This is a genomic window from Urinicoccus timonensis (assembly GCF_900232945.1).
Lineage (GTDB): Bacteria > Bacillota > Clostridia > Tissierellales > Peptoniphilaceae > Urinicoccus > Urinicoccus timonensis.
The window spans coordinates 66354-86653 of record NZ_OCTU01000002.1 but is presented as its reverse complement, the minus strand read 5'-3'; the positions used below and the strand labels follow the sequence as shown (position 1 = coordinate 86653).

At 42.8% G+C, this 20300-nt stretch carries 22 protein-coding genes and 1 tRNA gene; 4 read left to right on the top strand and 19 right to left on the bottom strand.

Features of this window, described 5'->3' with window-relative positions; genetic code table 11:
- Nucleotides 1-7: 7 nt before the first annotated feature.
- On the bottom strand, nucleotides 8-709 hold the full coding sequence (locus CS898_RS04500; RefSeq protein WP_099208256.1) for an ABC transporter ATP-binding protein: 702 nt from the start codon (nucleotides 707-709) through the stop codon (nucleotides 8-10).
- A 222-nt stretch (nucleotides 710-931) separates the two neighbouring features.
- Here CS898_RS04500 and CS898_RS04495 point away from each other — a divergent pair, with 222 nt between their 5' ends.
- Both CS898_RS04495 and CS898_RS04490 read left to right on the top strand, forming a co-directional pair.
- Complete coding sequence (locus CS898_RS04495; protein WP_009430194.1) at nucleotides 932-1519, top strand: YcxB family protein; 588 nt, start codon at nucleotides 932-934, stop codon at nucleotides 1517-1519.
- A gap of 85 nt (nucleotides 1520-1604) precedes the next feature.
- A tRNA-Thr gene (locus tag CS898_RS04490) sits at nucleotides 1605-1680 on the top strand.
- Between the two features lie 438 nt (nucleotides 1681-2118).
- Here the strand turns inward: CS898_RS04490 and CS898_RS04485 are convergent.
- The 4 genes from CS898_RS04485 to CS898_RS04470 all read right to left on the bottom strand — a co-directional run bounded on the left by CS898_RS04485 (nucleotide 2119) and on the right by CS898_RS04470 (nucleotide 4798).
- Nucleotides 2119-2400 (bottom strand): hypothetical protein, encoded by a 282-nt coding sequence (locus CS898_RS04485; protein WP_200807612.1) that lies wholly within the window; start codon nucleotides 2398-2400, stop codon nucleotides 2119-2121.
- Nucleotides 2401-2478: 78 nt separating this feature from the next.
- The gene (locus CS898_RS04480; RefSeq protein ID WP_099208255.1) at nucleotides 2479-2754 is read right to left on the bottom strand and encodes a hypothetical protein; all 276 of its coding nucleotides are present in this window, start codon (nucleotides 2752-2754) and stop codon (nucleotides 2479-2481) included.
- Nucleotides 2755-3063: 309 nt separating this feature from the next.
- The gene (locus CS898_RS04475; protein WP_099208254.1) at nucleotides 3064-3648 is read right to left on the bottom strand and encodes an RloB domain-containing protein; all 585 of its coding nucleotides are present in this window, start codon (nucleotides 3646-3648) and stop codon (nucleotides 3064-3066) included.
- Complete coding sequence (locus tag CS898_RS04470; RefSeq protein WP_099208253.1) at nucleotides 3641-4798, bottom strand: AAA family ATPase; 1158 nt, start codon at nucleotides 4796-4798, stop codon at nucleotides 3641-3643. The genes CS898_RS04475 and CS898_RS04470 overlap by 8 nt, the downstream gene beginning before the upstream one ends.
- Before the next feature lie 914 nt (nucleotides 4799-5712).
- Between CS898_RS04470 and CS898_RS04460 the strand changes: the two genes are divergently transcribed.
- Nucleotides 5713-6645 carry a hypothetical protein gene (locus CS898_RS04460; RefSeq protein WP_009430806.1) on the top strand — a complete coding sequence of 311 codons (933 nt, stop codon included), beginning with the start codon at nucleotides 5713-5715 and terminating at the stop codon, nucleotides 6643-6645.
- A gap of 127 nt (nucleotides 6646-6772) precedes the next feature.
- Here the strand turns inward: CS898_RS04460 and CS898_RS04455 are convergent, their stop codons facing one another.
- From CS898_RS04455 to CS898_RS04395, 13 genes are all read right to left on the bottom strand, one after another.
- Nucleotides 6773-8812 (bottom strand): hypothetical protein, encoded by a 2040-nt coding sequence (locus tag CS898_RS04455; protein WP_099208252.1) that lies wholly within the window; start codon nucleotides 8810-8812, stop codon nucleotides 6773-6775.
- Between the two features lie 57 nt (nucleotides 8813-8869).
- Nucleotides 8870-9739, bottom strand: coding sequence for a PSP1 domain-containing protein (locus tag CS898_RS04450; protein WP_099208251.1), 870 nt, complete (start codon nucleotides 9737-9739; stop codon nucleotides 8870-8872).
- Entirely contained in the window at nucleotides 9736-10695 is a 960-nt protein-coding gene (locus tag CS898_RS04445; RefSeq protein ID WP_099208250.1) for a DNA polymerase III subunit, read from the bottom strand. The genes CS898_RS04450 and CS898_RS04445 overlap by 4 nt, the downstream gene beginning before the upstream one ends.
- On the bottom strand, nucleotides 10695-10958 hold the full coding sequence (locus tag CS898_RS04440; protein WP_009431450.1) for a cyclic-di-AMP receptor: 264 nt from the start codon (nucleotides 10956-10958) through the stop codon (nucleotides 10695-10697). Before CS898_RS04440 ends, CS898_RS04445 begins: the two co-directional genes overlap by 1 nt.
- Nucleotides 10959-10967: 9 nt before the next feature.
- A complete protein-coding gene (locus CS898_RS04435; protein ID WP_009430765.1) occupies nucleotides 10968-11297 on the bottom strand; it encodes a cyclic-di-AMP receptor in 330 nt (109 codons plus the stop codon).
- A complete protein-coding gene (gene tmk / locus CS898_RS04430; RefSeq protein ID WP_009430149.1) occupies nucleotides 11290-11901 on the bottom strand; it encodes a dTMP kinase in 612 nt (203 codons plus the stop codon). Before tmk ends, CS898_RS04435 begins: the two co-directional genes overlap by 8 nt.
- Entirely contained in the window at nucleotides 11902-13239 is a 1338-nt protein-coding gene (locus CS898_RS04425) for an aminotransferase class I/II-fold pyridoxal phosphate-dependent enzyme (protein WP_159459122.1), read from the bottom strand.
- A 94-nt stretch (nucleotides 13240-13333) separates the two neighbouring features.
- Nucleotides 13334-14356: a lysylphosphatidylglycerol synthase transmembrane domain-containing protein gene (locus tag CS898_RS04420; RefSeq protein WP_099208248.1), complete on the bottom strand. Its 1023-nt coding sequence runs from the start codon at nucleotides 14354-14356 to the stop codon at nucleotides 13334-13336.
- Nucleotides 14353-15030, bottom strand: a complete 678-nt coding sequence (locus CS898_RS04415) for a polysaccharide deacetylase family protein (RefSeq protein ID WP_099208247.1) — start codon at nucleotides 15028-15030, stop codon at nucleotides 14353-14355. Before CS898_RS04415 ends, CS898_RS04420 begins: the two co-directional genes overlap by 4 nt.
- Nucleotides 15031-15045: 15 nt before the next feature.
- Complete coding sequence (locus CS898_RS04410; protein ID WP_159459121.1) at nucleotides 15046-16140, bottom strand: MGDG synthase family glycosyltransferase; 1095 nt, start codon at nucleotides 16138-16140, stop codon at nucleotides 15046-15048.
- Between the two features lie 194 nt (nucleotides 16141-16334).
- Complete coding sequence (locus tag CS898_RS04405; protein ID WP_099208245.1) at nucleotides 16335-16952, bottom strand: ABC-2 transporter permease; 618 nt, start codon at nucleotides 16950-16952, stop codon at nucleotides 16335-16337.
- Nucleotides 16949-17791, bottom strand: coding sequence for an ABC transporter ATP-binding protein (locus CS898_RS04400; RefSeq protein WP_159459120.1), 843 nt, complete (start codon nucleotides 17789-17791; stop codon nucleotides 16949-16951). The genes CS898_RS04405 and CS898_RS04400 overlap by 4 nt, the downstream gene beginning before the upstream one ends.
- A complete protein-coding gene (locus CS898_RS04395) occupies nucleotides 17784-18161 on the bottom strand; it encodes a GntR family transcriptional regulator (protein WP_099208243.1) in 378 nt (125 codons plus the stop codon). Before CS898_RS04395 ends, CS898_RS04400 begins: the two co-directional genes overlap by 8 nt.
- Nucleotides 18162-18255: 94 nt before the next feature.
- Between CS898_RS04395 and CS898_RS04390 the strand changes: the two genes are divergently transcribed.
- Nucleotides 18256-19122, top strand: a complete 867-nt coding sequence (locus CS898_RS04390) for a RimK family alpha-L-glutamate ligase (protein WP_159459119.1) — start codon at nucleotides 18256-18258, stop codon at nucleotides 19120-19122.
- A gap of 77 nt (nucleotides 19123-19199) precedes the next feature.
- Here the strand turns inward: CS898_RS04390 and CS898_RS04385 are convergent, their stop codons facing one another.
- On the bottom strand, nucleotides 19200-20222 hold the full coding sequence (locus tag CS898_RS04385) for a hypothetical protein (protein WP_099208241.1): 1023 nt from the start codon (nucleotides 20220-20222) through the stop codon (nucleotides 19200-19202).
- Nucleotides 20223-20300 lie beyond the last annotated feature (78 nt).

Below are 20300 nucleotides of genomic sequence, written 5' to 3'. Positions count from 1 at the left end.
AGTTAACCTACCATTCTATTTCTTCAATATCCTTGGGATTTTCCTGAATTTCCACCCTCCGGACCTTGGAGTCGTTGATTTCAATCAAACGGTTGGCTATGGGAGCCAGGGCCGAGTTGTGGGTAATGACAATCACCGTGGTCTTTTCCCGGCGACAGGTTTCCTGGAGGAGTTTTAAAATATTCTTCCCAGTTTGGTAGTCCAGAGCCCCTGTTGGTTCATCACACAAGAGAAGGGCTGGATTTTTGGCCAAGGCCCGAGCAATGGCCACCCTTTGTTGCTCCCCACCTGACAATTGAGAAGGGAAGTTGTTGAGCCGGTGGGAGAGGCCTACCTGGTCCAAGACCTCCTTGGGGTCCCGACTGTCCTCCACGATTTGGATGGCTAACTCCACATTTTCCAGGGTGGTCAAGTTGGGAATGAGGTTGTAAAATTGAAAGACGAAACCAATCCGGTCCCGGCGGTAGCGGGTTAATTCCAGATCATTGTAACGGCAGATGTCCTCCCCTTGGACATATATACTGCCGGAGGTGGCCTTGTCCATCCCGCCCAGGAGGTTCAATAGGGTGGACTTCCCTGCCCCACTGGGACCCAGGATGACAACAAACTCTCCCTCTTGGATTTCAAAATTCAGCCGGTCATTGGCTGTAACTATATTTTGACCCATTTGATATTGGCGAACTAGATCTACAACTTTTATAAAGGACATGGCAGCCTCCTTTTAATAGGACATTTATCAGATAAAAAGCCCCTCTTTTACTCTTCTTATTTAGTTTATTATACCCAAAATTTGCCCCCATGACCAAGCCCAACTCCTATTTCTAAAGTCTTTTTGTCTAAATTTTCTCCATCTAGACTAATTTGGGAAAAAATATGGTATAATAGGGATAATTTGTAAGGAATTCAAAACTTTGAATTTGGAGGCTATGTTTTGCATATTAACTATGAAGTAACCCAGGACGACCTAATTGAATTTTATCTCTTCCACATGCAGTATGACCGACGGGCAATTCGGGCCCGGTTTTTGCAAGCCCTACTGGGCTGCTTTGTCATTGCGGTCATTACCTTTGGAGTCATCGCTTATTTTAAGCTGGATGCCATCAAGGGCTGGATTGTGGGCATCTTAATCATGATTGCATTTTTTGGACTTTACCAAGTCTTTTTCCGGATCATGATGCGGCAAAGGATTATTGCCCTTTTAAAAAAGAACCACCCCTACGACTCCTACGGAGCCAAGTCCATGACCTTTGAAAAAGACCATCTCATGGAAACCACTGGGGGCTTAAAAAGAAAACTCTTCTACAAGGATATTCTCCGGTCCATTGAAACCAAGGACTACTTTTACATCTATGAACAACCAGGCATCGCCTATACCATTCCCAAGCGTTGCCTATCCAACAAGGCTTCTGACGAAATTCGAAGCTACTTAAATATGACCGCTACCGAAGGAGGCAAGGACCCTCTAAAAGAAAGCCTAACGGATAGTCTTTTAAATAAACCCAAAGAAGAAAAGAAGTAACCAAATCGGTTACTTCTTTTTTTAAAAAAGGTAAAAGAAGAGTTGACATTTTCTTAAAGTTCCCGTATACTCAATAGAGAGTTTTGCTGTCGTAGCTCAGTCGGTAGAGCACTACATTGGTAATGTAGAGGTCACGGGTTCAAATCCCGTCGTCAGCTCCAGAATAAATGTGTATTTCCCAAAGCTTACAGCAATTTATTAAGAAATGTGCGGGGAGTAAATGCGGGAATACATATCAGCATAAAAAGCCCAGTAATCTTAACTGATTACTGGGCTTTTTCTTTTATTAAGATCACTATCGATACACATTTCAATGGATATACTGTTGGTATTTTTACTCTTCTTAACCTATTCTTTTAATCTTGTTCTTGATTTACTTCCTTGTCTCTCATTCATCTTCCATTTTTTACCTCCATAGTTTTAAGTTGCAATGCTTAACTCCCCTTAGCTTTTAACATCTTCCAAGCCTGGACAATAAAAAATCGCGATTTCTCACGATTCCTTACAATTTAAAGGTCCATTTTAAGCCATTTTATTTTCCTCACAATTAATGCACGATTTTTACAACAAAAAAGCACATCAGACAATGCCCTGTGCTTTTAATTCTTATATTCTTCCATATAGTCTTTTAATATTCCTTTCGGGTCATCCATAAAATAAAACTTTCCACCTAAACTGTTGGGTTCATTTAAGATATATATATAATCTTCTTCTGTCTCATCAACGACCTTTAAATTCTTATTTGTATCTAAAACAATATTGTACTCCCCGCCATTTATAAAACTCAAGGGATCGTCTGGCCCAATGTATCTTACTTTTCCAATATACTCTAAAGGAATTTTCTTCTTTAATTCTGATTGATACACTTGAATTATTGCCATTTACTTCTCCTTTCTATGTTTTAATTTGGCCTTGAATTGCTTGCCATCTTTTTCATGCCAATGCACGTCGTGAATGTATTATTCACTTTCTATATTTCCGACTTTCTTCTTCCAATTTCCCTCTCTATAGCTTTTAATTAAGTTTTTAAGTTCCCTAATTTCTGTGTTTTCAGCGATTATTTTTGAAAATTTTATAATCGCATATTTAGGAATAAAAGATTTTTCATTGGTGTGTTTATCGATAAAATCCAATTGTTTTTGTAGAAATTCTTTTTTATTATTATACCCATTTCCTCCATCAAACTCTTTTTCCTCTGTAAAAATATCTTCTGAATTTTCCTTTTCTCCCTGCATATGCAAATTTTTTCTGTTTAACTGTTAGTTTCATACATCACCGCATTTCGCTTATATACATATCTCATCCCCTCTCCAACCATATTTTTTATATATGCTTTACCTTGAATAAGTCAAAGCAATAAGAGTAATACTTGTGGTTTTAACTACAAAATAACGTACCGATTTATGCCAGCCTATTTACGTATACAAAAAGGGCCCCCTTTTCAGAAAGTCCCATCTAGAGGAATTACTGTCAATGAGGTCCATTTCTATATACTAATAGTATAAATATCTAAATCGGACAAAATTATAAATATTTTATTACAATTATCTCTCTAGCAAAAATTTAAGGTAATCAATAAAGTAATATAAAGAACTATGTTTGTTTTTGATGTTTTCCTCATAATAAATGCCTTTATTTATGCTCTTTTTTTCATAATACAATCCATTATTTTCAAATATTTTTAAAGCATTTTCATAAGAACCGCCATTGTTGCGTATAAATTTATACACACCATTCCCCTTTTTATATCCTTTATTTGCTAAGTCTGATTCATCACAGTTTAGACAAGCTGCAACCCACGCTTCAAAATTAGGATACGTTAAAAAGATGTTATTTTTCCCATTCAGATTTTCTAATAATAATATTAAACTTTTTAATTTCTTTTTTTCATTGCTCACACTTGAGCATCTATCTAAATCCATAACGACTAAAGCAATATTAATAATTTTTTTATTCTTCATTAGATAGTTTCTTGCACTACTATATCCACCACCGTCAATTCTTATAATCTCTATATTGTTCGTTAATAATTTGAATTCAGTTAGTAGCCCCTTAATATAACTTTCTTCACTTTCTCCTTCACATATAATTGTTATTTTCTCTGTAGTTTTTAACTTTTTCTTACTCATCTACTTCAAAAGACCCTTTCATATAAAGTTCATCTATGCCTTTTTTTTCACTTCTAAGGTCAAATTCACTCAATGAATGAATTATAGTTGATAAATTAGAATTTTTATTAACAAAATATATTTGTGAATCATGAAACATGTCAAGATCTAATAAAGATAAGTTATGAGTTGAGACTATAATCTGTCCAGAGCAATTGTTTCTTGAGTTTATAAATGAATTAAATAATTTGATAAGAGCTTTAGTTCCTATTGAGGAATCTAATTCATCAATAAAAATTGACTGTCCTTTATATATTTGAAGCATCTTTGGTAGCAAGTTTGTTATCTTTTTTATTCCTAAAGATTCTGAGTTAAGATCAAATTGGTCACCATTTCCTCTTATTAAAATCATATCAAACCCATGACCATCTTTATCATCAATTATTTTTTCTATAAATTTAAAATCAATTATTGTACTATCTAAGGATTGAAGAATTGATAAAACATCATCCTTCAATCGTTCCATTTCATTTTTAGTTTTTTCGGTAAATGATTCCACTGGAACCCATTTCATTTCTCTATTTAGTAAAGATTCACTATCAATTTTGATATTATCCACACTTGTAAAAAAAGAATCTATTGATGTTTCTAAAACATCTTTTAACTTTAATAGCAATGTGTTGGATGACGGTTTAGAAAATAATTTTTCCAAAACTTTTATTTCTTCAACATTCTTTGACTCTTCATAAATATTAAGATTATTTTCTCTAAACTCAAAAATTGTAATGTTATTTTTTACAAGCACCTCACTGCAAATGTGCCCTTCTTTATTCAAAGAAACATCATACTCAAAAATATTATCTGAATCATCAATTAAAGATATACCAAAACACATTTCATCAGAATGTTTATTAAATAAATCTAAATCAATATCTCCTAATCCATTTTTTATGATATCCTTCATCCGTAAAAGTGCATAAAACCAATTTGTTTTTCCAGAAGCATTGTCCCCAAATAAAAGTAAGGATTTCATTGGTCTTCGATCTATGTTAGTATGAAAATTTTCTTCATACTTTGTACCGCCTATTCTCGCTCCTTTATATGGCGTAAAATATACGGTTTGTTTTGGTTTAAATGATAAAAATCCACCTACAGAAAAATCTAATATCATAATACACCCCCTTCATACATGTACTATCAGTATATCAATTTTAAAAAAGATAATCAATAATTTTGTTTATCTTTTTTGAATCTTTCATGAATTTTTCTCACATAAGATTCATTCATACTCTCCATGTACATGCTCACTTTTTTCCAGCTCCACCCTTCTATGTACCTAAGTTCAAAAACAAGTCTAGTCCTAGAATCTTCTATCCCATATATAAATTGATGCATTTGATGATTTAAAGCCAGGCGCTTAACCCTCCTTTAAAGTTTTTTCATTCTCCCCTCCCTCTCAAAAAGATTTAAATAAATTGATTGATTCAAATTAAAATAAACATAAACTTTATTTTTTACTTCTTCTTGAATATATTTAAGTTAACGTTTACAATTTATGTGAAGAGTTGCAATATACCTAGAATGGACAAGGTTTATAAAATTTGTCAGTTCTTTTCTGTATGTCGATTAGATTTAATTAAAAAGGTAATTCAAGATTTATATCCTGAAGACATTATTGTCTGCGCCAGGAAACCCGCCACTCTCGATAAAAGCCAAATACAACTTATCAATCAAATAATTGACCAGCTTGAGAAAAACAAGGTTAATTATTTGAGTAAATCCTACCTCTTCTTTATTAATCCATCGCCGAAGACCAAGCAAAGATATTTGCTCGATGTGTCATGACACCATCCCAGGCGACAAAAGCAGTCCTCCTTTTAATACTGACAACAATCAATATAGGTATCTAGAAAAATAATATTGCCTGAATAAATTTTTTAAGGTCTTGAGAGTGTATATTCCCATTTTATTATCTTTGGTGTGTGTTTTATCTCTTTGTATAAAAAGAGTTTCAATAAATTGTAAACCTAAACTTGGATAGACATCACAAGCAGACATCCTAACACCTCAATAAGGAGATTACTTATGAAAAAATCTATTCTATTACTTATCGCTTGCCTTCTTCTTTCTATGACAGCATGTGGCTCTACTAATAAGTCTGATGAAGAGAAAGCCGCCGTTGAAGTTGAAAATAAACTATTAAATAAAGAAATTACTATTTCAAAAAATTTTCTTGACTTAGCCGAAGTGAAAGATCCTCAAGAATCAATTGATTCCTTAGTTTCTGAAAAGAAAATAAAGAGCGGAAAAGTAAATGAAGATGGGTCTATCACTTACATCATGTCTGCAGCTCAACACAAGAAATACATGGAAGATCTGAAGGAAAATATAGAGTCTTCAAACCAAGAGCTCATCCAAGATACATCAAACTCTATCACAGATATTAAAATGAACGACCCTATTTCTGTTTTTGATGTTTATGTAGACCCCAATTCCTATAATGATTTTGAATCTTTCATGGCATTAGGCTTTTATATTCAAGGCGGTTTTTATCGTATGTTTAATGGTGATAAAGACCCCTATGTAACAGTAAATTTTATTAATAAAGATACAGGGGATATTTTAAACACAGCGAATTCTGCTGATGTGCTCAAAGCAGATAGTGATACATCTAATGCAGAAAACATAGACCCGGAAGTAAAGATCACTGAATTGCCATATGCTATAAAAGTGCTTAAACCTGATTCTATAGGTAACATCTATGGCCATGCAACTTTTACAAATAACTCTAAATACCCAATTAAGGATTTTTCCTTAGAAGGTACAATTCCATCAACCAACGAAAACACTTGTTTTATCAGTACAGACACAGTCATGCCAGGAGAAACCTCTCCTATTTTTGAATCTTTCTATGAACAAGATACACCTATCAACCACATTTCTTATACTTATGTTAAAGATGGCCAAGATGTTCACGTGGAATACGATGCAAAACTAAAAAGCTATAGTATTTTTTAAATAATTTCAGCCCTAAACCAATGAATAAAGAGTCCCCTATCCTATTGCAATAGAAAATGGAAGTTATACTAATTTAAAAAAGTCCAAGGCCCATTAAGAGCCTTGGACTTTTTTTGTAATTTTTCAACTATTCGTTCCTATCTGACCGGATTTCCGCCATAAGGACCCTGCCTCCTAGTGGACTGGAAAAGGTCACTTGGATGGATTCAAGCTGGCTCAGGTCCAGGGATCCGGCTCCATGGGGAATTGGAAAGGATAGACTTTCAAAGCCGGACTTGTCTTCATAGTCTCCGGTAAAGTATTGGAATTTTGTCAGGGCCACCGGGGTCTGACCTTGGAGGCTTTGTTTGGGCCCCAGGACCAGACTTTTTCCATTTCCATCCTTGACTTCCACCTGAACTTCCAAGGGGTCCTCACTTAGGTTCATCAGGTCCAGGTTCAAGGACTTAAGTCCACTGAGGTCTTTGTCTGGAAAGGTCATTTCATAGCTGGCCTTGGAATTAAAGTTCATCTCTAGACCATGCTTATCTACATAGGATCCTCCCCCAGTGTGGTTAAGCTCCACTTCCTTGAAAGACCGGGCCCCTTGGACCTGGTTTCGACCTCCAAGATTGTTGGTTAAAAGATGGTGGTCGTCTTCAAAGTGGATGAGGGTTTCTTCCCCTCCCTCTTCCTTTTTAATATAGTAGATCGCTTGGGGAAGTTGGTCTCTTGGCTGGTCATAAAAGGTCCTTGCTCCCTGGATGGAATCCTGTAAAAATCCCAGGATGGCCTTGGCCACCAGGGCTTCCTGGTAGGACCTGGGCAGGAGGTCTTTTTCATTGTATAAAAAGCCATCGGGCAGGACCTGGTCTCGCTGCCAGTTGCGGTTGGACCGGGCATGGTTCATATAGGCCACATAGATGGCCATTTTTTTCTTGTCAGGATCTTTAAGCTGGTTGTGGTTGTAGCCATCATCTCCCATAAAGTCTGTTACATCAGAGTCGTGGGACCCGTGGATGGTTAGGTAGTTGTAGTCTTCTATGCTGGGAAAGTGACCTGCCGGTGTGTATTGGGCACTGGTGGGGGACAGGGTGATGACTCCCTTAATAGACACAGGATAGGACAGGTTTATTTGTCCATTGTCAGGATAGACTTCCTGCTTGCTGAAATCGGCTGCCAGGTGGGCTGCTTCCCCTCCCCGACTGTGGCCCCCAAGATAGAGATCGTCTTCCTTAAAGGCCTGGTAGAAAACAGATTGGGGATTTTTATTTTCCTTAAAGAGATAGAGGACATTTTCCAAGAGGAGGACGGCCCTGGCGTCATTTTCATTGCCAACCCCCTTGCCCAAAAAGCCATTTAGGGCATTTTCATCTACACTGACGGTGGCAATCCCGTGTTGGGCCAGATAGCGACCCAGGTAGTCGTAACCCAGGTGGCTTTGTTCTGTCATCCTATGGTTACCGTGGACAAAGAACAAGACCGGCGCCTCCTTGTTTTCCGGTAGGTAGACCTTGCCGGCCAAGGGAGCCCGGGCCAGGGAATAACCCCAATACCAATCTCTGATCTTTTTATTCCAACCATCATAGTAGACATACTTGGACAGGTTGACCCGGGGGGACTTGGCCCCATAGGTGTACTCCCTGGCCTTGGGAGCATGGATGGCGTCTTTGCCCAAGACCAGGTCTTTTCTCTCAGGACTCATAAAACCCGGATAGAACAAAAAACCCAGCAAGCCAGCCTGGAGGACCAGGGCCAAGATTAAAAGGAAGATCTTCCAAGCCCTGGCCATCTTTGTGTCCAAGCAGCGTAAAAAAAAGAGCTGGATACAAAAGACCAGGGCCACCAGACCATAGACCAGGGGATTCGATAAAAATCCATCGTCCTGGACAGCAAAAAGCCACTGGCTCAGGGCATAGATAAAGAGTCCTGGAGCCACAAGGTCCAAGAGCCGGGCATAGGGGCTCTTACGGAAAAGGTAAAGGGCCAGGCCGTGGAGGCCTAGGACCAGGGCCAGACTAAGAATGAGGATGCCCCCGGTCCAAAAAAAGCCCGGAATCCTGGGATCAATTTGATAGCCCAGGTTTTCCCCAATAAAATAAAGAGCTGCCAGAAAATAAAAGTAGGCCCGACTTGTGAACTTGTCTAAGGCAAAGATTTTTTTGCCAATTCCTGATAATTTTCTCATTTTTCCCTCTTTTAAAAAAACGTCCAAATTCAATGGTCCTTGAATCTGGACGTTTTTTCATTCGTCTTCATTACTTATATCTTCCACCCGGTTAAAGGGCCTGTGGTTTTCCTTGTCTTTTTGATAGGTCCTTTTGACCTCTTCCACAGAAAAAACTTCCCGACTGGCATTTTCGTCATGGAGGAGGACCTTGACCTGCCCCAAAAGAAGCTCCCGGTCTACTACCGTTCCCCTTCCCTGGTCTGTCTCTACAAGTTCTCCTATAAAGGGAGTTTTTTTCTGCATGCATTCATAGCCTTCTTGCTCATAGCGCAAGCAGCACATCAAGCGACCACAAATCCCGGATATCTTTGATGAGTTCAAGGACAGGTTTTGGTCCTTGGCCATCTTAATGGTTACCGGGTCAAACTTTTGTAAAAAACTAGAGCAGCAACAACGGCGGCCACAAGATCCCAGACCTCCTAAAAACTTGGCCTCGTCCCTGACGCCCACCTGTCTAAGCTCAATGCGTGTCCTATATATTCTTGCCAAATCTCTTACTAAATTTCTAAAATCTACCCGGCCGTCTGCTGTAAAGTAAAACAAGAGCTTACTCCGGTCATAGGTATAGGCACTGTCGATAAGTTTCATGTCCAAATTGTTTTTTTCAACACATTCTGCGCAAACCTTCAAGGCCTCCCGGGCATCTTCTTTGTTTTTCGCATAAATGGCTAAATCCTCATCTGTGGCCTTCCTTAAAACTGCCTTAAGGTCCCCGACAATCTCCTCTTGAGAAATTTCCTGGTTCCCTGTGGCAATTGTTGCAAATTCTCTTCCCCAGCTCATTTCTACAATGACCTTATCTTTAGGGGATAAACTTAGTCCTTGAGAGGCAAAATTATAGATCTTCCCGGTTGGTTTAAACTGAACCCCAACAACATCGATCATAAATATTCCTCCTGTATTTTTATAAATAAGCCTTCCAGTACAAGTCGACTATTTCCATTTTTTTCAAGAAAAGTGAGACTTTCCTGAATGTCTTTAATGATAGTATAAAGCGATGAATTTTTCAAGGTCTCCCCCTGAATCAAAACCAACTTGTCCCGGTGGATTATAAGGTCTTGGTCTCCCAGGGTCTTGTAGACCAAGACATCCCGATAGTATTGGGTCATCAGGAGTAAAAAGTCCTTTAGGTAGGCTTTTTTATTCAACAGATCCTCTGTTAAAACAAAGGGGAAGTCTCGGCTCTTCCGCTTAAAGTCTTGAATTTTTTGAAAAAATTCAGCCCTTAACTGGATCCAGTCCTCATCTTCCAAGTAGGCCAGGGCCTTTTCCAGGCAACCCCCAGACAGGCTTACGGCATCCTTTAAGGATTCCTTGGTCCCATAACCCTGGTCCTTCAACCAGTCCAGGAGGTCTTCTTCCCTGACAGGATGAAGGGGGATGATCCGGGCCCTGGACACAATGGTGTCTAGGAGTTGGCCCTCATGAACAGCTGTTAAAAAAATCGCCACCTGGCTTTGGGGTTCTTCCAGGGTCTTCAAAAGAGCATTTTGTCCCTGGATTGTCAGCTGGTCTGCTTCCTGGATGAGAAAAACCTGGCGTCCTCCCAGGTAGGAGGTCTTTTGACTCTCCTCAATCAGGTCTACAATTTCCTGTTTTTTAATGGTCTCTTCTCCAGCACAAAGCTGGTGGAAGTCAGGATGGTTTCCTGATTCCACCTGGAGGTCACTTTGGTCTTTCTGGTCCCCAGCTAAGTAAATCTTGGCCAGGTCTTTAGCCAGACGGGCCTTCCCCACCCCCTGGGGTCCCGTAATCAAAAGACAGTGGGGTAGGGCTCCCTCTTCTTTTCGCCGGAGAAATTCCCGGACATATTCTTCATGGCCAACAAAGACTGGGTCCATTAAAATTCCCGTCCTATGTCTCCAGCCATATAAAAGACATGGATTCCTTCCTTGTCCCCATCCAGGTCCTGGCTCAAATCTTCAAAAATTCCCTTTAACTGGTCCAGTCTATCTTCTTCAATTCCCAGAATGACTGTGGTATTCCCCTGCTTTAAAAATCCTCCAGAAGAAGCCACCCGGGTAAACTGAATCTTTTTTTCCAAGCACCGGTCCATGAGTTGGTCCATGAGGGTATCCGGTACAATTGCAAGTATCATCTTCATCTTGGTCTCCTAGTAGCGAACATATTGGTCTACATCCAGGATAAAGACCGTAGCGCCACCTACCGTCACATTAACGGGGTAGGGAGCATAGGATTCTCCCGGCATGGTTACTGTTAAGAGGCTGGTGGCCACTTCTCTGGTCTTGCAGTTTTTTTCTATAATCTTTAAAAGGTCCTTGACCTGGTCCCCTTGGACCCCCATTAAGAGGGTGGTGTTGCCTGATTTTAAAAATCCTCCAGAAGAAGATAGCTTGGTAACCCGAAAGTTTGCCTTGGTTACTTCTTCGATGAGGATGCTGGCATCCTGGTCTTGTACAATTGCTATGACTAATTTATCCATTGACTTCCTCCAATATTTTTATACATTCTTGGTAAATTTCTTCTGGGTTTTTTCCTGCATCCAGGACATGGATGCCCTTGCTTTGGGCCAGGGCTTGGTAGCCCTCCTGGACCCTTTTAAAAAAGGCATCTCCGGCCAATTCCAGCCGGTCTCCTCCCTGATCAATCTTCCTTTGTAGGGTCTTTTGCCAGTCCACCTTTAAGTAAAAGGTTACATCGGGTCGGAAGGATCCCGTTGCAAATTCATTGATCTTTAAGACCTCCTGGGGACCCAACTCCCTGCCATAGCCCTGGTAGGCCAGGCTGGATAGGATGTAGCGTTCACAAAGGACAATATAGCCCTCTTCCACAGCTGGCTTGATCTTTTTAAAGACATGCTCGGCCCTAGAGGCTGCATAGAGCAATGCCTCAGTCCTGGGGTCCATTTCTTCCCCCTGCTTTCTCAAAATCATATCCCGAATTTCTTCCCCCAGGTCTGTACCTCCAGGTTCTCGGGTCAGGAGGACCTTGGCCCCCCTTTGGTCATAATAGTCTTTTAACTTCCCTGCCAGGGTGGACTTTCCGGACCCGTCCGATCCCTCCAGGACAATAAATTTTCCCTTCAATTAAATCACGTCCATTCTATGGTCTTGGTCAAGGCCTTCCAGCTGGATTCCCTGGTCCAGGTAGGCTTCGATTTGCCTTAACTGGTCTTCCCTAATTCTTTCCCCGGGGAAAATCAAGGGGATGCCCGGTGGATAGGGAGTAATAAAATCCAAAGACTCCAGGCCCAAAGTTTCCTTGTAGTGGAGGGTCCTTGCCCCCTCCTTCCGACGGTTGATGGTTAATCTTTCCTCTCTCAGGGGAGGGTCTTGGGGCCAGGTCTTGTCCAGGGGCTGTCTTTTTTCAAAAGAGGCCAGGGCCCCTGCCAAGAGGTCCAAGTCTTCCGGGTCGTCAAAGGCCGTAACCACAGCTAAAACAAAACGCTGGTCATGCATTTCCATCCCCAGGCCATGGTCGTAAAACAAGCTCTCATAAAGCTCCAATCCCCCATAGCCCGGCACTTCAATTAAGAGCTTAAAGGGGTCCTTGTCAGGAGCCTGGACCAGGTCAATTCCTCGGTTCTCTAAGTCTTTTCCCAAGGCTTCCAAGGGGCCCAAAAGGTCCTGGAGCCTTTGGCGGCCATAGCGGTCCATCCAGGCCACAGATTTTTCAATAGAGACCATCATGGGATAGGAGGGGGAGGTGGTGGTAAAGAGGTTGAGACCCCTTTGGAGTTTTTTCTGGTCCAAGTCTGGACCTGCGTGGAGCAAGGCTGTGGATGTCAAACCCAGTAGCATCTTGTGGACGGAATGGACCACAATGTCTGCCCCATGGGCCAGGGCTGAAGCCTCCGGTTTAAAAAAGGGAAAGTGGCCTCCATGGGCCTCATCTACCAAGACCCTTATGCCCCTTTCCCGGGCCAGGGCCATAATCTCCTTCATGGGAGCCAGGTAGCCATAATAGGAGGGGGAGGTCACCACCAAGATGTCCAGGTCTTGGGCTTTTTCCAAGCTATCCAGGGACAGGCTCTTGGCCAGGCCCTGGGGACTCCTATCTACATCCAAAAGACAGACCTCCAGGTCCAATAATTCGCAGGCCTGAAAGACACTGCGGTGGGCATTTCTTTGGACTCCCACCCTCTGTCCCTTTTGGCTTAGGGCATAAAGGCCTGCATAGATGGCCATGGTGGACCCACCCAGGCCAAAAAAGCTTTTGTGGGCCCCATAAATTTTGGCAATTTTTTCCATGGACTCTTTTAAAATCCCCTCTGCCTGGGCCAGGTTGTCGGTTCCAAAGGTTTCTGTGGTATCCAAGGCAGCTAAATTTTTATATAGGACCTCCCACTTACCCTTGTGGCCAGGAAAATGGAAGGAATGTTTTTCAAGATTTCGATAATGAATCAGGTCTTTTTCCAGTGACATGCTTGCTCCTTTCCCCTTTATTGTACCACGACAAGAAAAAAAGGTCATCTAAAGAAAAAGACTTCTCCCTAACTTGGGACAAGTCTTTTAAACTTTATTTTTTCTTTTTGGCTTTGTAGGGCCTAGCCGATAAAAAAATTAGGGTAAAAAGTCCTAAAATCAAGCCCAGATAGTAGGTCAAAAGCCGGGTTAAGACCATCCAAAAAAAGGCCACATCTTCCGGAACATAGCCCTGGTAGACCCGGTAAAATACCCCTTCTGCTGCCCCAACGCCTCCTGGCAGGGGCAGGCCTTCTGTAGCCACCACCAATTGAGATTGGAGGGCCAGAGACTTTAAAAAGTCCAGAGCCCGGTAGCCCAGGCTCCGGTAGACAAAATAGCTAATGGCATAGGAAAAAACCAAAAGCAGGATGTTCATCAAGAGGATGGGGAGTAATTTTTGAGGATTATTCTTGAAATAGGCCCCATAGACGGCATAGTCCTCCATAGATCTTTTGGCCGCATCCAGGTTGACCCTTTTTAAAAAGGGAACCTTCCAAGCCTTCATCTTCCTTAAAAAAGCCAAGACAAAGTGAGGAACCTTCTTTTGGCTCACCATGACAGAGCCCTGGAAAAAGGCCAGAAAGACCTGGATTAAAATCCCGTAAACCATCAAAGCCTTCACCCTGGAAGGCAAATTGCTAAAGAGGTCCCGGTAGGCTAGCTGGGCAAAAAGCCCCATGACCACCATGGCCAAGTGGTAGCCTGTATTAAAAACCACCAGGCCCATCATGGAGGAGGCCAGGGGGATTTGGTCCCGGTTCATATAATAGAGTTGGCCGGGTTGTCCTGCTGACCCTCCAGGAGAAATAGAGGAGAAAAAATAATCCACCAGGCTGTAGCCATAGGTCCTGGTCCAAGGAATCTTAAGACCTTGGATTTTAAAAATATAGTGGTAGGTCAGGGCCTCCATCAAGAGAAAGAGTAGGAAAGAAAGCCCTGCAAGGATTAAAAATTTCGGTAGCTGGACATGGGAAAAAACTGTAAAAAGGCTGGTCCCCCTGGGGGTTAAAAAATAAATGGTAGCCAGGGAAATCAGGCTGGCTAAAAGTCCTTGGAAGATGGTTCTCTTTTTCATAGCCCCTTCCACCCCTCTAGGGGGGCCGGGCTGGCGGCCAATTCCCTGTAAAGGTCTTTTACCAGCTGGGGTACCAAGAACTTAGATAGGGGGTTGGCCTTGCCCTTGGTCCCATCGTGGAGGACCAGGACATGGCCAGGACCACTGAGTTTGACCAGCCGGTCCAAGAGGGTTTTTTCTTCTTCCAATTCCCAATCTCCCACCAGGCCTGTCCAATGGACGATTTTTAAGCCATGCTTCTTGCAAAAAACCAGGCTGGCCCAGGTGTAGGCCCCATGGGGGGGCCGGTAGTAGCTAGGACAGATTCCTTCTTGTTTGAAAATTTGATAGGCCCTTTCCAGGTCCTTTTTTTGCTCCCAATAGGTCATCTTCAAGGGGTGCTTGTGGCTGTAGCCATGAAGGCCAATGCCATGGCCCTCTTCTTGGATCCTTTTCAGGGTCTCCCTTCTCTTGACCATTTCCTCTCCCAAGAGAAAGAAACAAGCCTGGCCATGACAGGCCCTTAAAACATCCAAAAGCTGGTCTGTCACCTCAGAGGGGCCATCATCAAAAGTCATTAGAGTTCCCTGGCGGTCCTGGCATATGAGCTTCCTGCGCCCTATGACCAAGGGGAGACCCCAGATAATAAAGACAAGTCCTCCAAGGAGTATAAAAATCAATAGTCCCTTTTCCATATTGTGTCCTTTCTCTTAACTTAAATGATAGGCAGGGTAGATTTCTCCTGGATATTTTTCCCTGCCAGGTCCCTCCATAAAGGGAGTCCTGGGTCGATTATATCTGGAAGCCACCAGGTCCACCAGGTCCGGCATCCCCGTAATCCGATTATTCCTCAAGTTGATTCGGTAGCCTAAAAGTTGCCTCCGAGTCAGGGGAGCCATAGTCTTTTTCAGGAGAAAGCCCCCCTGAATGGATTCTAGATAACGGGCATTTCTGACTTCTTGAGACAGGTAGGGGCGGATGTAGCAAATGGGCACCTCCCAATAGAGGGCTTCTAGGATGCTCATACCACCAGGTTTTGTAATGCATAGGTCTGCCCATTGGTAGTGCTTGTCTAGGGAGGGCAAAAAGGGATAGGGACTTACATCTCTTAATTGCCAGGACTTGAGCTTGTGGTAAAGAGCCTTGTTCTTACCACAAAGGACCCGGATCTTGGCCCCTTGTCGGTCTCTTAAATCCTGGTAAAATTTCTTATTTTCAGGCAGCAGACCCAGGCCTCCTCCTGCCACTAGAATGTGGAGGGGACCCCGTCGGCTGGGATGTTGGACATACTGGCTGGGCCAACCATAGAGGTGGACCTTCTTGTCCTCAATCCCCAGGCTCAACATACAGGACTTGGTATAGTCTGAAACCACCAGGTAGGCATCTGTGCTTTCTTGGATCCAACCTTCATGGGGAGTAAAGTCCGTAATCATGGTGATAAGAGGGGTTTGGTCAAAGCAAGTTTTCTTGTAGTAGTTTAAGAGGTGGGCCGCAGCAGAATAGGTGGCCACATAGACATCTGCTCCCCGGTAAGAGGCCATAATTTGACAAAAGCGGTCTCTAAGTGGGTCTAGAAAGTGATAGGAGAGGTTGTGAGAGCCTTCCCCTGTCACCATCCGGTTGAGATAACGAGCCTGTTTGGCCCAGGCTCCATAGGTCTTATAGATAAAATCTGCTTTTTCAGGGAACATTTCTTGAATGATGTCGACAATTTCCACGTCATGATTTTTCCAGGATTCCTTTAAGTACAAGGCCCCCTTCATATGGCCTGAACCAAAACGACAAGTAAAAATTTTAACCTTCATTTGCATTCCCTCCTTCCTTTTTTCTGACTCAAGTATAGCACAATTTTTAAGGCTTTTTTCCTTATAAGTCGCATATTTACTTGCTTAGAACTAAATCTTAGACCTTTCTTATATATCTTAGAATCTTCTTAAAAAACAAATTTATTTTTCCCTTACGGAGATTTTCCATAAAAAAATAGGGGGTACCCCCTATTTTAAAAATCTTTTTGGTTCAAACGCTTCATGGATAAAAAATAACTTAGGCCCATAAATAGCAGACTCAAGGCCAAGATGGCAAGTAAGCTCAAGGGGATATTGTTCAAGGCCCTTTGGATCAAGCTCTTCATAGCTGGTTGAAAGAATCGACTAAAAGAGAGGATGGCAATCCACAGGACAAAGACCAGATAGCGACCAATCTGACTGCCAAAATAGATAAAAAAGACCAGTAAAAATCCACTGATAACCAGCAAGAAAGAGAAGTTTAGACCAGCCAGAAAAATTGACATGCCACTTGCCAAGTCTTGGGCCAAGGCAAGATAGACAAGAGAGGCCAAGGCCGTAACCAAAGCCACAAAAGCACTGACAAAATACTTGCTCTTTAGGTAGAGCTCTTGCCCATGATTTACCAAGAGATAGTATTGGATATCATGAGATGTTTCATCATTGTAAAAGCTCATATTGATGTACATGATGGATATAAAACACCCTGCTAGGCTTATTAGGGTCAAAGGAGGAATTTCTTTATTAAAATATCCTAATATTCCCACAAAAATCAAAGCTCCTAGTAAAATACGTCTACTTAAATATAAGTCCCTACGGATCATAGCTTTCATTGGATCCCCCTTCCATGAATGGTATAGGTCATAATGTCTTCCAGGCTGGGCTTTTCATAGTCCCCGGACCAATCCTTTAAGTTGACCAGGATGGTAACCCCATAGGCAGATTCTTTTTTTCCTAAAATCTTCTCCTTATCCAGGTCCCTATAGTCCTCCCTAGATAGGGACACCAGGCCATGCTGGTCCAAGAGTTCGTCCTTGGCATCCAGGTAAAGGAGCTGGCCCTGGTGGATAAAACCAATATAGTCCGCCACCTTTTCCAGGTCCGACAGGATGTGGGAAGAAATCACCACGGTTTTCTTTTCGTCTTGGATAAAGTCCAGGAGGTCATCTAAAAAATCTTCCCGGACTAGGGGGTCCAGGCCTCCTGTGGGCTCATCTAAAATTAAAAGGTCTGAGTCCCGGCAAAGGGCCAGACAAAGCCCCAGCTTCATCTGCATACCCCGGGACAATTCCTTGACCCTTTTATCTGGGTCCAAGGCAAATCTTTGACAAAAGAGGCTAAACTTTTCCTCCTGCCAGCTTGGATAAAGGTCCTTGGCAATCCTCCCCACCTGGCTTATTTTTAAATTTTCTGCCAGGGGAAGTTCATCAAAGACCACAGCAATTTTTTCATACTGGCTATAGGTCTGGCGGTCCATCTTCTCTCCCAAGACTTCAATGGACCCCTGGTCAATTCTTTTGAGGCCCAAAAGGCACTTGATTAGGGTGGACTTGCCTGCTCCATTTTCTCCAATCAGGCCCACAATAACCCCCTGGGGGATTTCAGCCGAGATAGGCCCCAGGCGAAAGGAAGGATAGTCCTTCACCATATTTTTTAAGACAATACTAGTCATCATTTTCCTCCAATAAGTCCATGAGCTCAAGCAAGTCCTGGTTGGACAGGCCTAGGCGTTTTCCATATTCCATGGCTGTCAGAAGGTGGTCTTCGCATTTTTTCCGGTTGAGTTCATTGACCAGGTCCATATTTTTGGCCGCCACAAAAGATCCCTTGCCTTGAACAGAGTGGATCAAGCCCTCCTGTTCCAAGACATCATAGGCTTTTTTTGTGGTTATGACAGAAATTCTTAATTCCTTGGCCAGGCTCCGGATGGAAGGAAGTTTTTCTCCTTCTTTTAGGGAAGAGTCCAGAATTTGCTTTTTAATTTGCTCTTTAATTTGTTCATAAATGGGTTGGTTACTAGAATTTTTTATAAGAATGTGCACGATTCAACCTCCTAGTGTATATATTGTATATAAACACTTAATACATGTCAAGTCCTTCTTTTTTTGGTATACTTAGTAAAAAGGAGGAATGATGATGAAGGCTTTACTTGTCTATAATGGGGGTTTGGGGAAGAACTATATCTTGTATGATGTGGTCCGGGACTTGATTGAAAGGGCCATGGAACTTTCAATTGACTTAATCCCCAAAAGCAATGAAGAACTTTTGGTTTTGGAGTCCAGCCTGGGGGAGGAGGTTTTAAATTTAGACTTTGACCCAGCCTTTGTCTTGTTTTTGGACAAGGACCTGGACCTGGCCAGGGCCCTGGAAAATAAGGGTTATCCCCTTTTCAATTCTTCCCAGGCCATTGGCCTTTGTGACGATAAAAAAAAGACCTACCAGGTCCTCAGAGGTCTTCCCATGCCCAAGACGATTTTTTCTCCCCTCCTCTACCATCCCAAGGAAAATAGGGACTATTGTCGGGAGCTTTGGTCCCGGCTCAAGGCTCCCTTGATTTTAAAGGCTGCCCAGGGGTCTTTTGGAGAGCAGGTCAAACAAGTTAAAAGCCTGGAAGACCTGGTCCGGGAAACAAGGGCCATGTCCCCTACTTCCTACCTGGTCCAGGAGTGCATCCAAGAAAGCCTGGGGCGGGACATCCGGGTGGTCCTGGTGGGTGACCAAATTTTAGGGGCCATGGAAAGGACCAACCAAAAAGACTTTCGGTCCAATATCTATCTTGGAGGCCAGGGAAAAGAAATCCAGCTGACAGCTGACCAAGAGGCCCTGGCCCTGGAAGCCCACCGACGCTTGGGCCTAGACTTTTCCGGGGTAGATCTTTTGGTCTCCTCCCAGGGGCCCCTGGTTTGCGAAGTCAATAGCAACCTGTCCTACCTGGGCTTCCAAAAAGCCACTTCCATTCCCGTGGGAAAATTTATCCTGGAAGAAATTTTAAATCAACTTTAATTTTTAAGCTTGCTTTGAAAAAAGACCCTGGAGCCTTCAAGTCCCTAAAAGGGATTTGCCGGACCGTCAGGGTCTTTTTATTGTTTTCTTTTCTTATAGGCTTCTACCAGGCCTGTCTTCTTGACATTACCCAGAGGGTCTGCCACCTCTTGCCTGGATAAGAGGTCGCCAGAGCCTGTCACAAAAAGCCCCTCCAAGCCACCTCCGTCATAGTCTACCACCAGGATTTTTTTCGCCCCTTCTCTGGAATCCAGGTCAGCCAGTTTTTTCCTAATCCAAACTTTTTCTTGGGGGTCCAGGCCCCCTTCCAATTTTGCCCCCAGGGGAAGGTCCTGGAAGCAGCAGAGAAATTGGACCCCTCTTTGGATTAGGAGGTCTAAAAAGTCCCCCTCCGCTACTTCCTTATAGTTTTTCTTGTCCAAGTGGATGACTGCTGTCACTGGCAATCCCTGGGACCAGATCCAGGCCAGGGCATCCAGATTCTCCAATTCTTTCCCAGATTGGATTTCCACAAGAAAGTGGACATTGCCCAATTTTTTCATATAAGCTGCCAGGCCCCGGTCCAAACAAGCTCCTGAGATCCAAAGATAAAAAATACAGTCGTTATGTTTGCTGGCCAAGAGGATGATTTCCCTTTGCCTGGCCTCTAGGTCCAGGTCTCTTAGAAAATAAAAATAGATTCCCAGGTCCTTGCCTTGGGTCACCAGATTGTCCAGGTCCTGGTAGGTCAAGGTCCCCTGCCGGTTTTGAGCCTCAACCACCATAAAGGAAGCCGCCGGCAGGTCCAATTTTTCCTGCCATTCCTCCCGCCTCTTTTCCCCCTGGATGGCATGGTAGAAAAAAATATTTAAGAGGCTGGTTTTTAAAATATTTTCATGGATCCTGTCCAGGGCCTCCAGGGCCATCTCCCTCCAGGGGTGGTTCCGATTCCGAGCCAGGCTTTCCCAGGTCTTTAAGTCTTCCGGGTCCAGGGCTTTGAAAGTCTTGGCAGTCTTTACCAGCTGGTCAATGGCCTTGTCCGGATCTTTTTTTAGGCTAGCCAGGGTGCGGTTAATAAAGGACCGGACCCCTGCCCGATTGGCTTTTTCAAAAATAGTCAATGAGTCTTCACCTGCTTTCCTTGGTCTATTGATAATTATTCTTAGTATTTGCCCTATTTTATCAAATCTTGGAAAAGT

Excerpts from the sequence above, each read along its gene's own strand:
- CS898_RS04500 (WP_099208256.1), bottom strand. The coding sequence starts at position 709 with ATGTCCTTTATAAAAGTTGTAGATCTAGTTCGCCAATATCAAATGGGT.
- CS898_RS04485 (WP_200807612.1), bottom strand. The coding sequence starts at position 2,400 with ATGGCAATAATTCAAGTGTATCAATCAGAATTAAAGAAGAAAATTCCT.
- CS898_RS04480 (WP_099208255.1), bottom strand. The coding sequence starts at position 2,754 with ATGCAGGGAGAAAAGGAAAATTCAGAAGATATTTTTACAGAGGAAAAA.
- CS898_RS04475 (WP_099208254.1), bottom strand. The coding sequence starts at position 3,648 with ATGAGTAAGAAAAAGTTAAAAACTACAGAGAAAATAACAATTATATGT.
- CS898_RS04470 (WP_099208253.1), bottom strand. The coding sequence starts at position 4,798 with ATGATATTAGATTTTTCTGTAGGTGGATTTTTATCATTTAAACCAAAA.
- CS898_RS04460 (WP_009430806.1), top strand. The coding sequence starts at position 5,713 with ATGAAAAAATCTATTCTATTACTTATCGCTTGCCTTCTTCTTTCTATG.
- CS898_RS04455 (WP_099208252.1), bottom strand. The coding sequence starts at position 8,812 with ATGAGAAAATTATCAGGAATTGGCAAAAAAATCTTTGCCTTAGACAAG.
- CS898_RS04450 (WP_099208251.1), bottom strand. The coding sequence starts at position 9,739 with ATGATCGATGTTGTTGGGGTTCAGTTTAAACCAACCGGGAAGATCTAT.
- CS898_RS04445 (WP_099208250.1), bottom strand. The coding sequence starts at position 10,695 with ATGGACCCAGTCTTTGTTGGCCATGAAGAATATGTCCGGGAATTTCTC.
- CS898_RS04440 (WP_009431450.1), bottom strand. The coding sequence starts at position 10,958 with ATGAAGATGATACTTGCAATTGTACCGGATACCCTCATGGACCAACTC.
- CS898_RS04435 (WP_009430765.1), bottom strand. The coding sequence starts at position 11,297 with ATGGATAAATTAGTCATAGCAATTGTACAAGACCAGGATGCCAGCATC.
- CS898_RS04425 (WP_159459122.1), bottom strand. The coding sequence starts at position 13,239 with ATGTCACTGGAAAAAGACCTGATTCATTATCGAAATCTTGAAAAACAT.
- CS898_RS04420 (WP_099208248.1), bottom strand. The coding sequence starts at position 14,356 with ATGAAAAAGAGAACCATCTTCCAAGGACTTTTAGCCAGCCTGATTTCC.
- CS898_RS04415 (WP_099208247.1), bottom strand. The coding sequence starts at position 15,030 with ATGGAAAAGGGACTATTGATTTTTATACTCCTTGGAGGACTTGTCTTT.
- CS898_RS04410 (WP_159459121.1), bottom strand. The coding sequence starts at position 16,140 with ATGAAGGTTAAAATTTTTACTTGTCGTTTTGGTTCAGGCCATATGAAG.
- CS898_RS04405 (WP_099208245.1), bottom strand. The coding sequence starts at position 16,952 with ATGAAAGCTATGATCCGTAGGGACTTATATTTAAGTAGACGTATTTTA.
- CS898_RS04400 (WP_159459120.1), bottom strand. The coding sequence starts at position 17,791 with ATGACTAGTATTGTCTTAAAAAATATGGTGAAGGACTATCCTTCCTTT.
- CS898_RS04390 (WP_159459119.1), top strand. The coding sequence starts at position 18,256 with ATGAAGGCTTTACTTGTCTATAATGGGGGTTTGGGGAAGAACTATATC.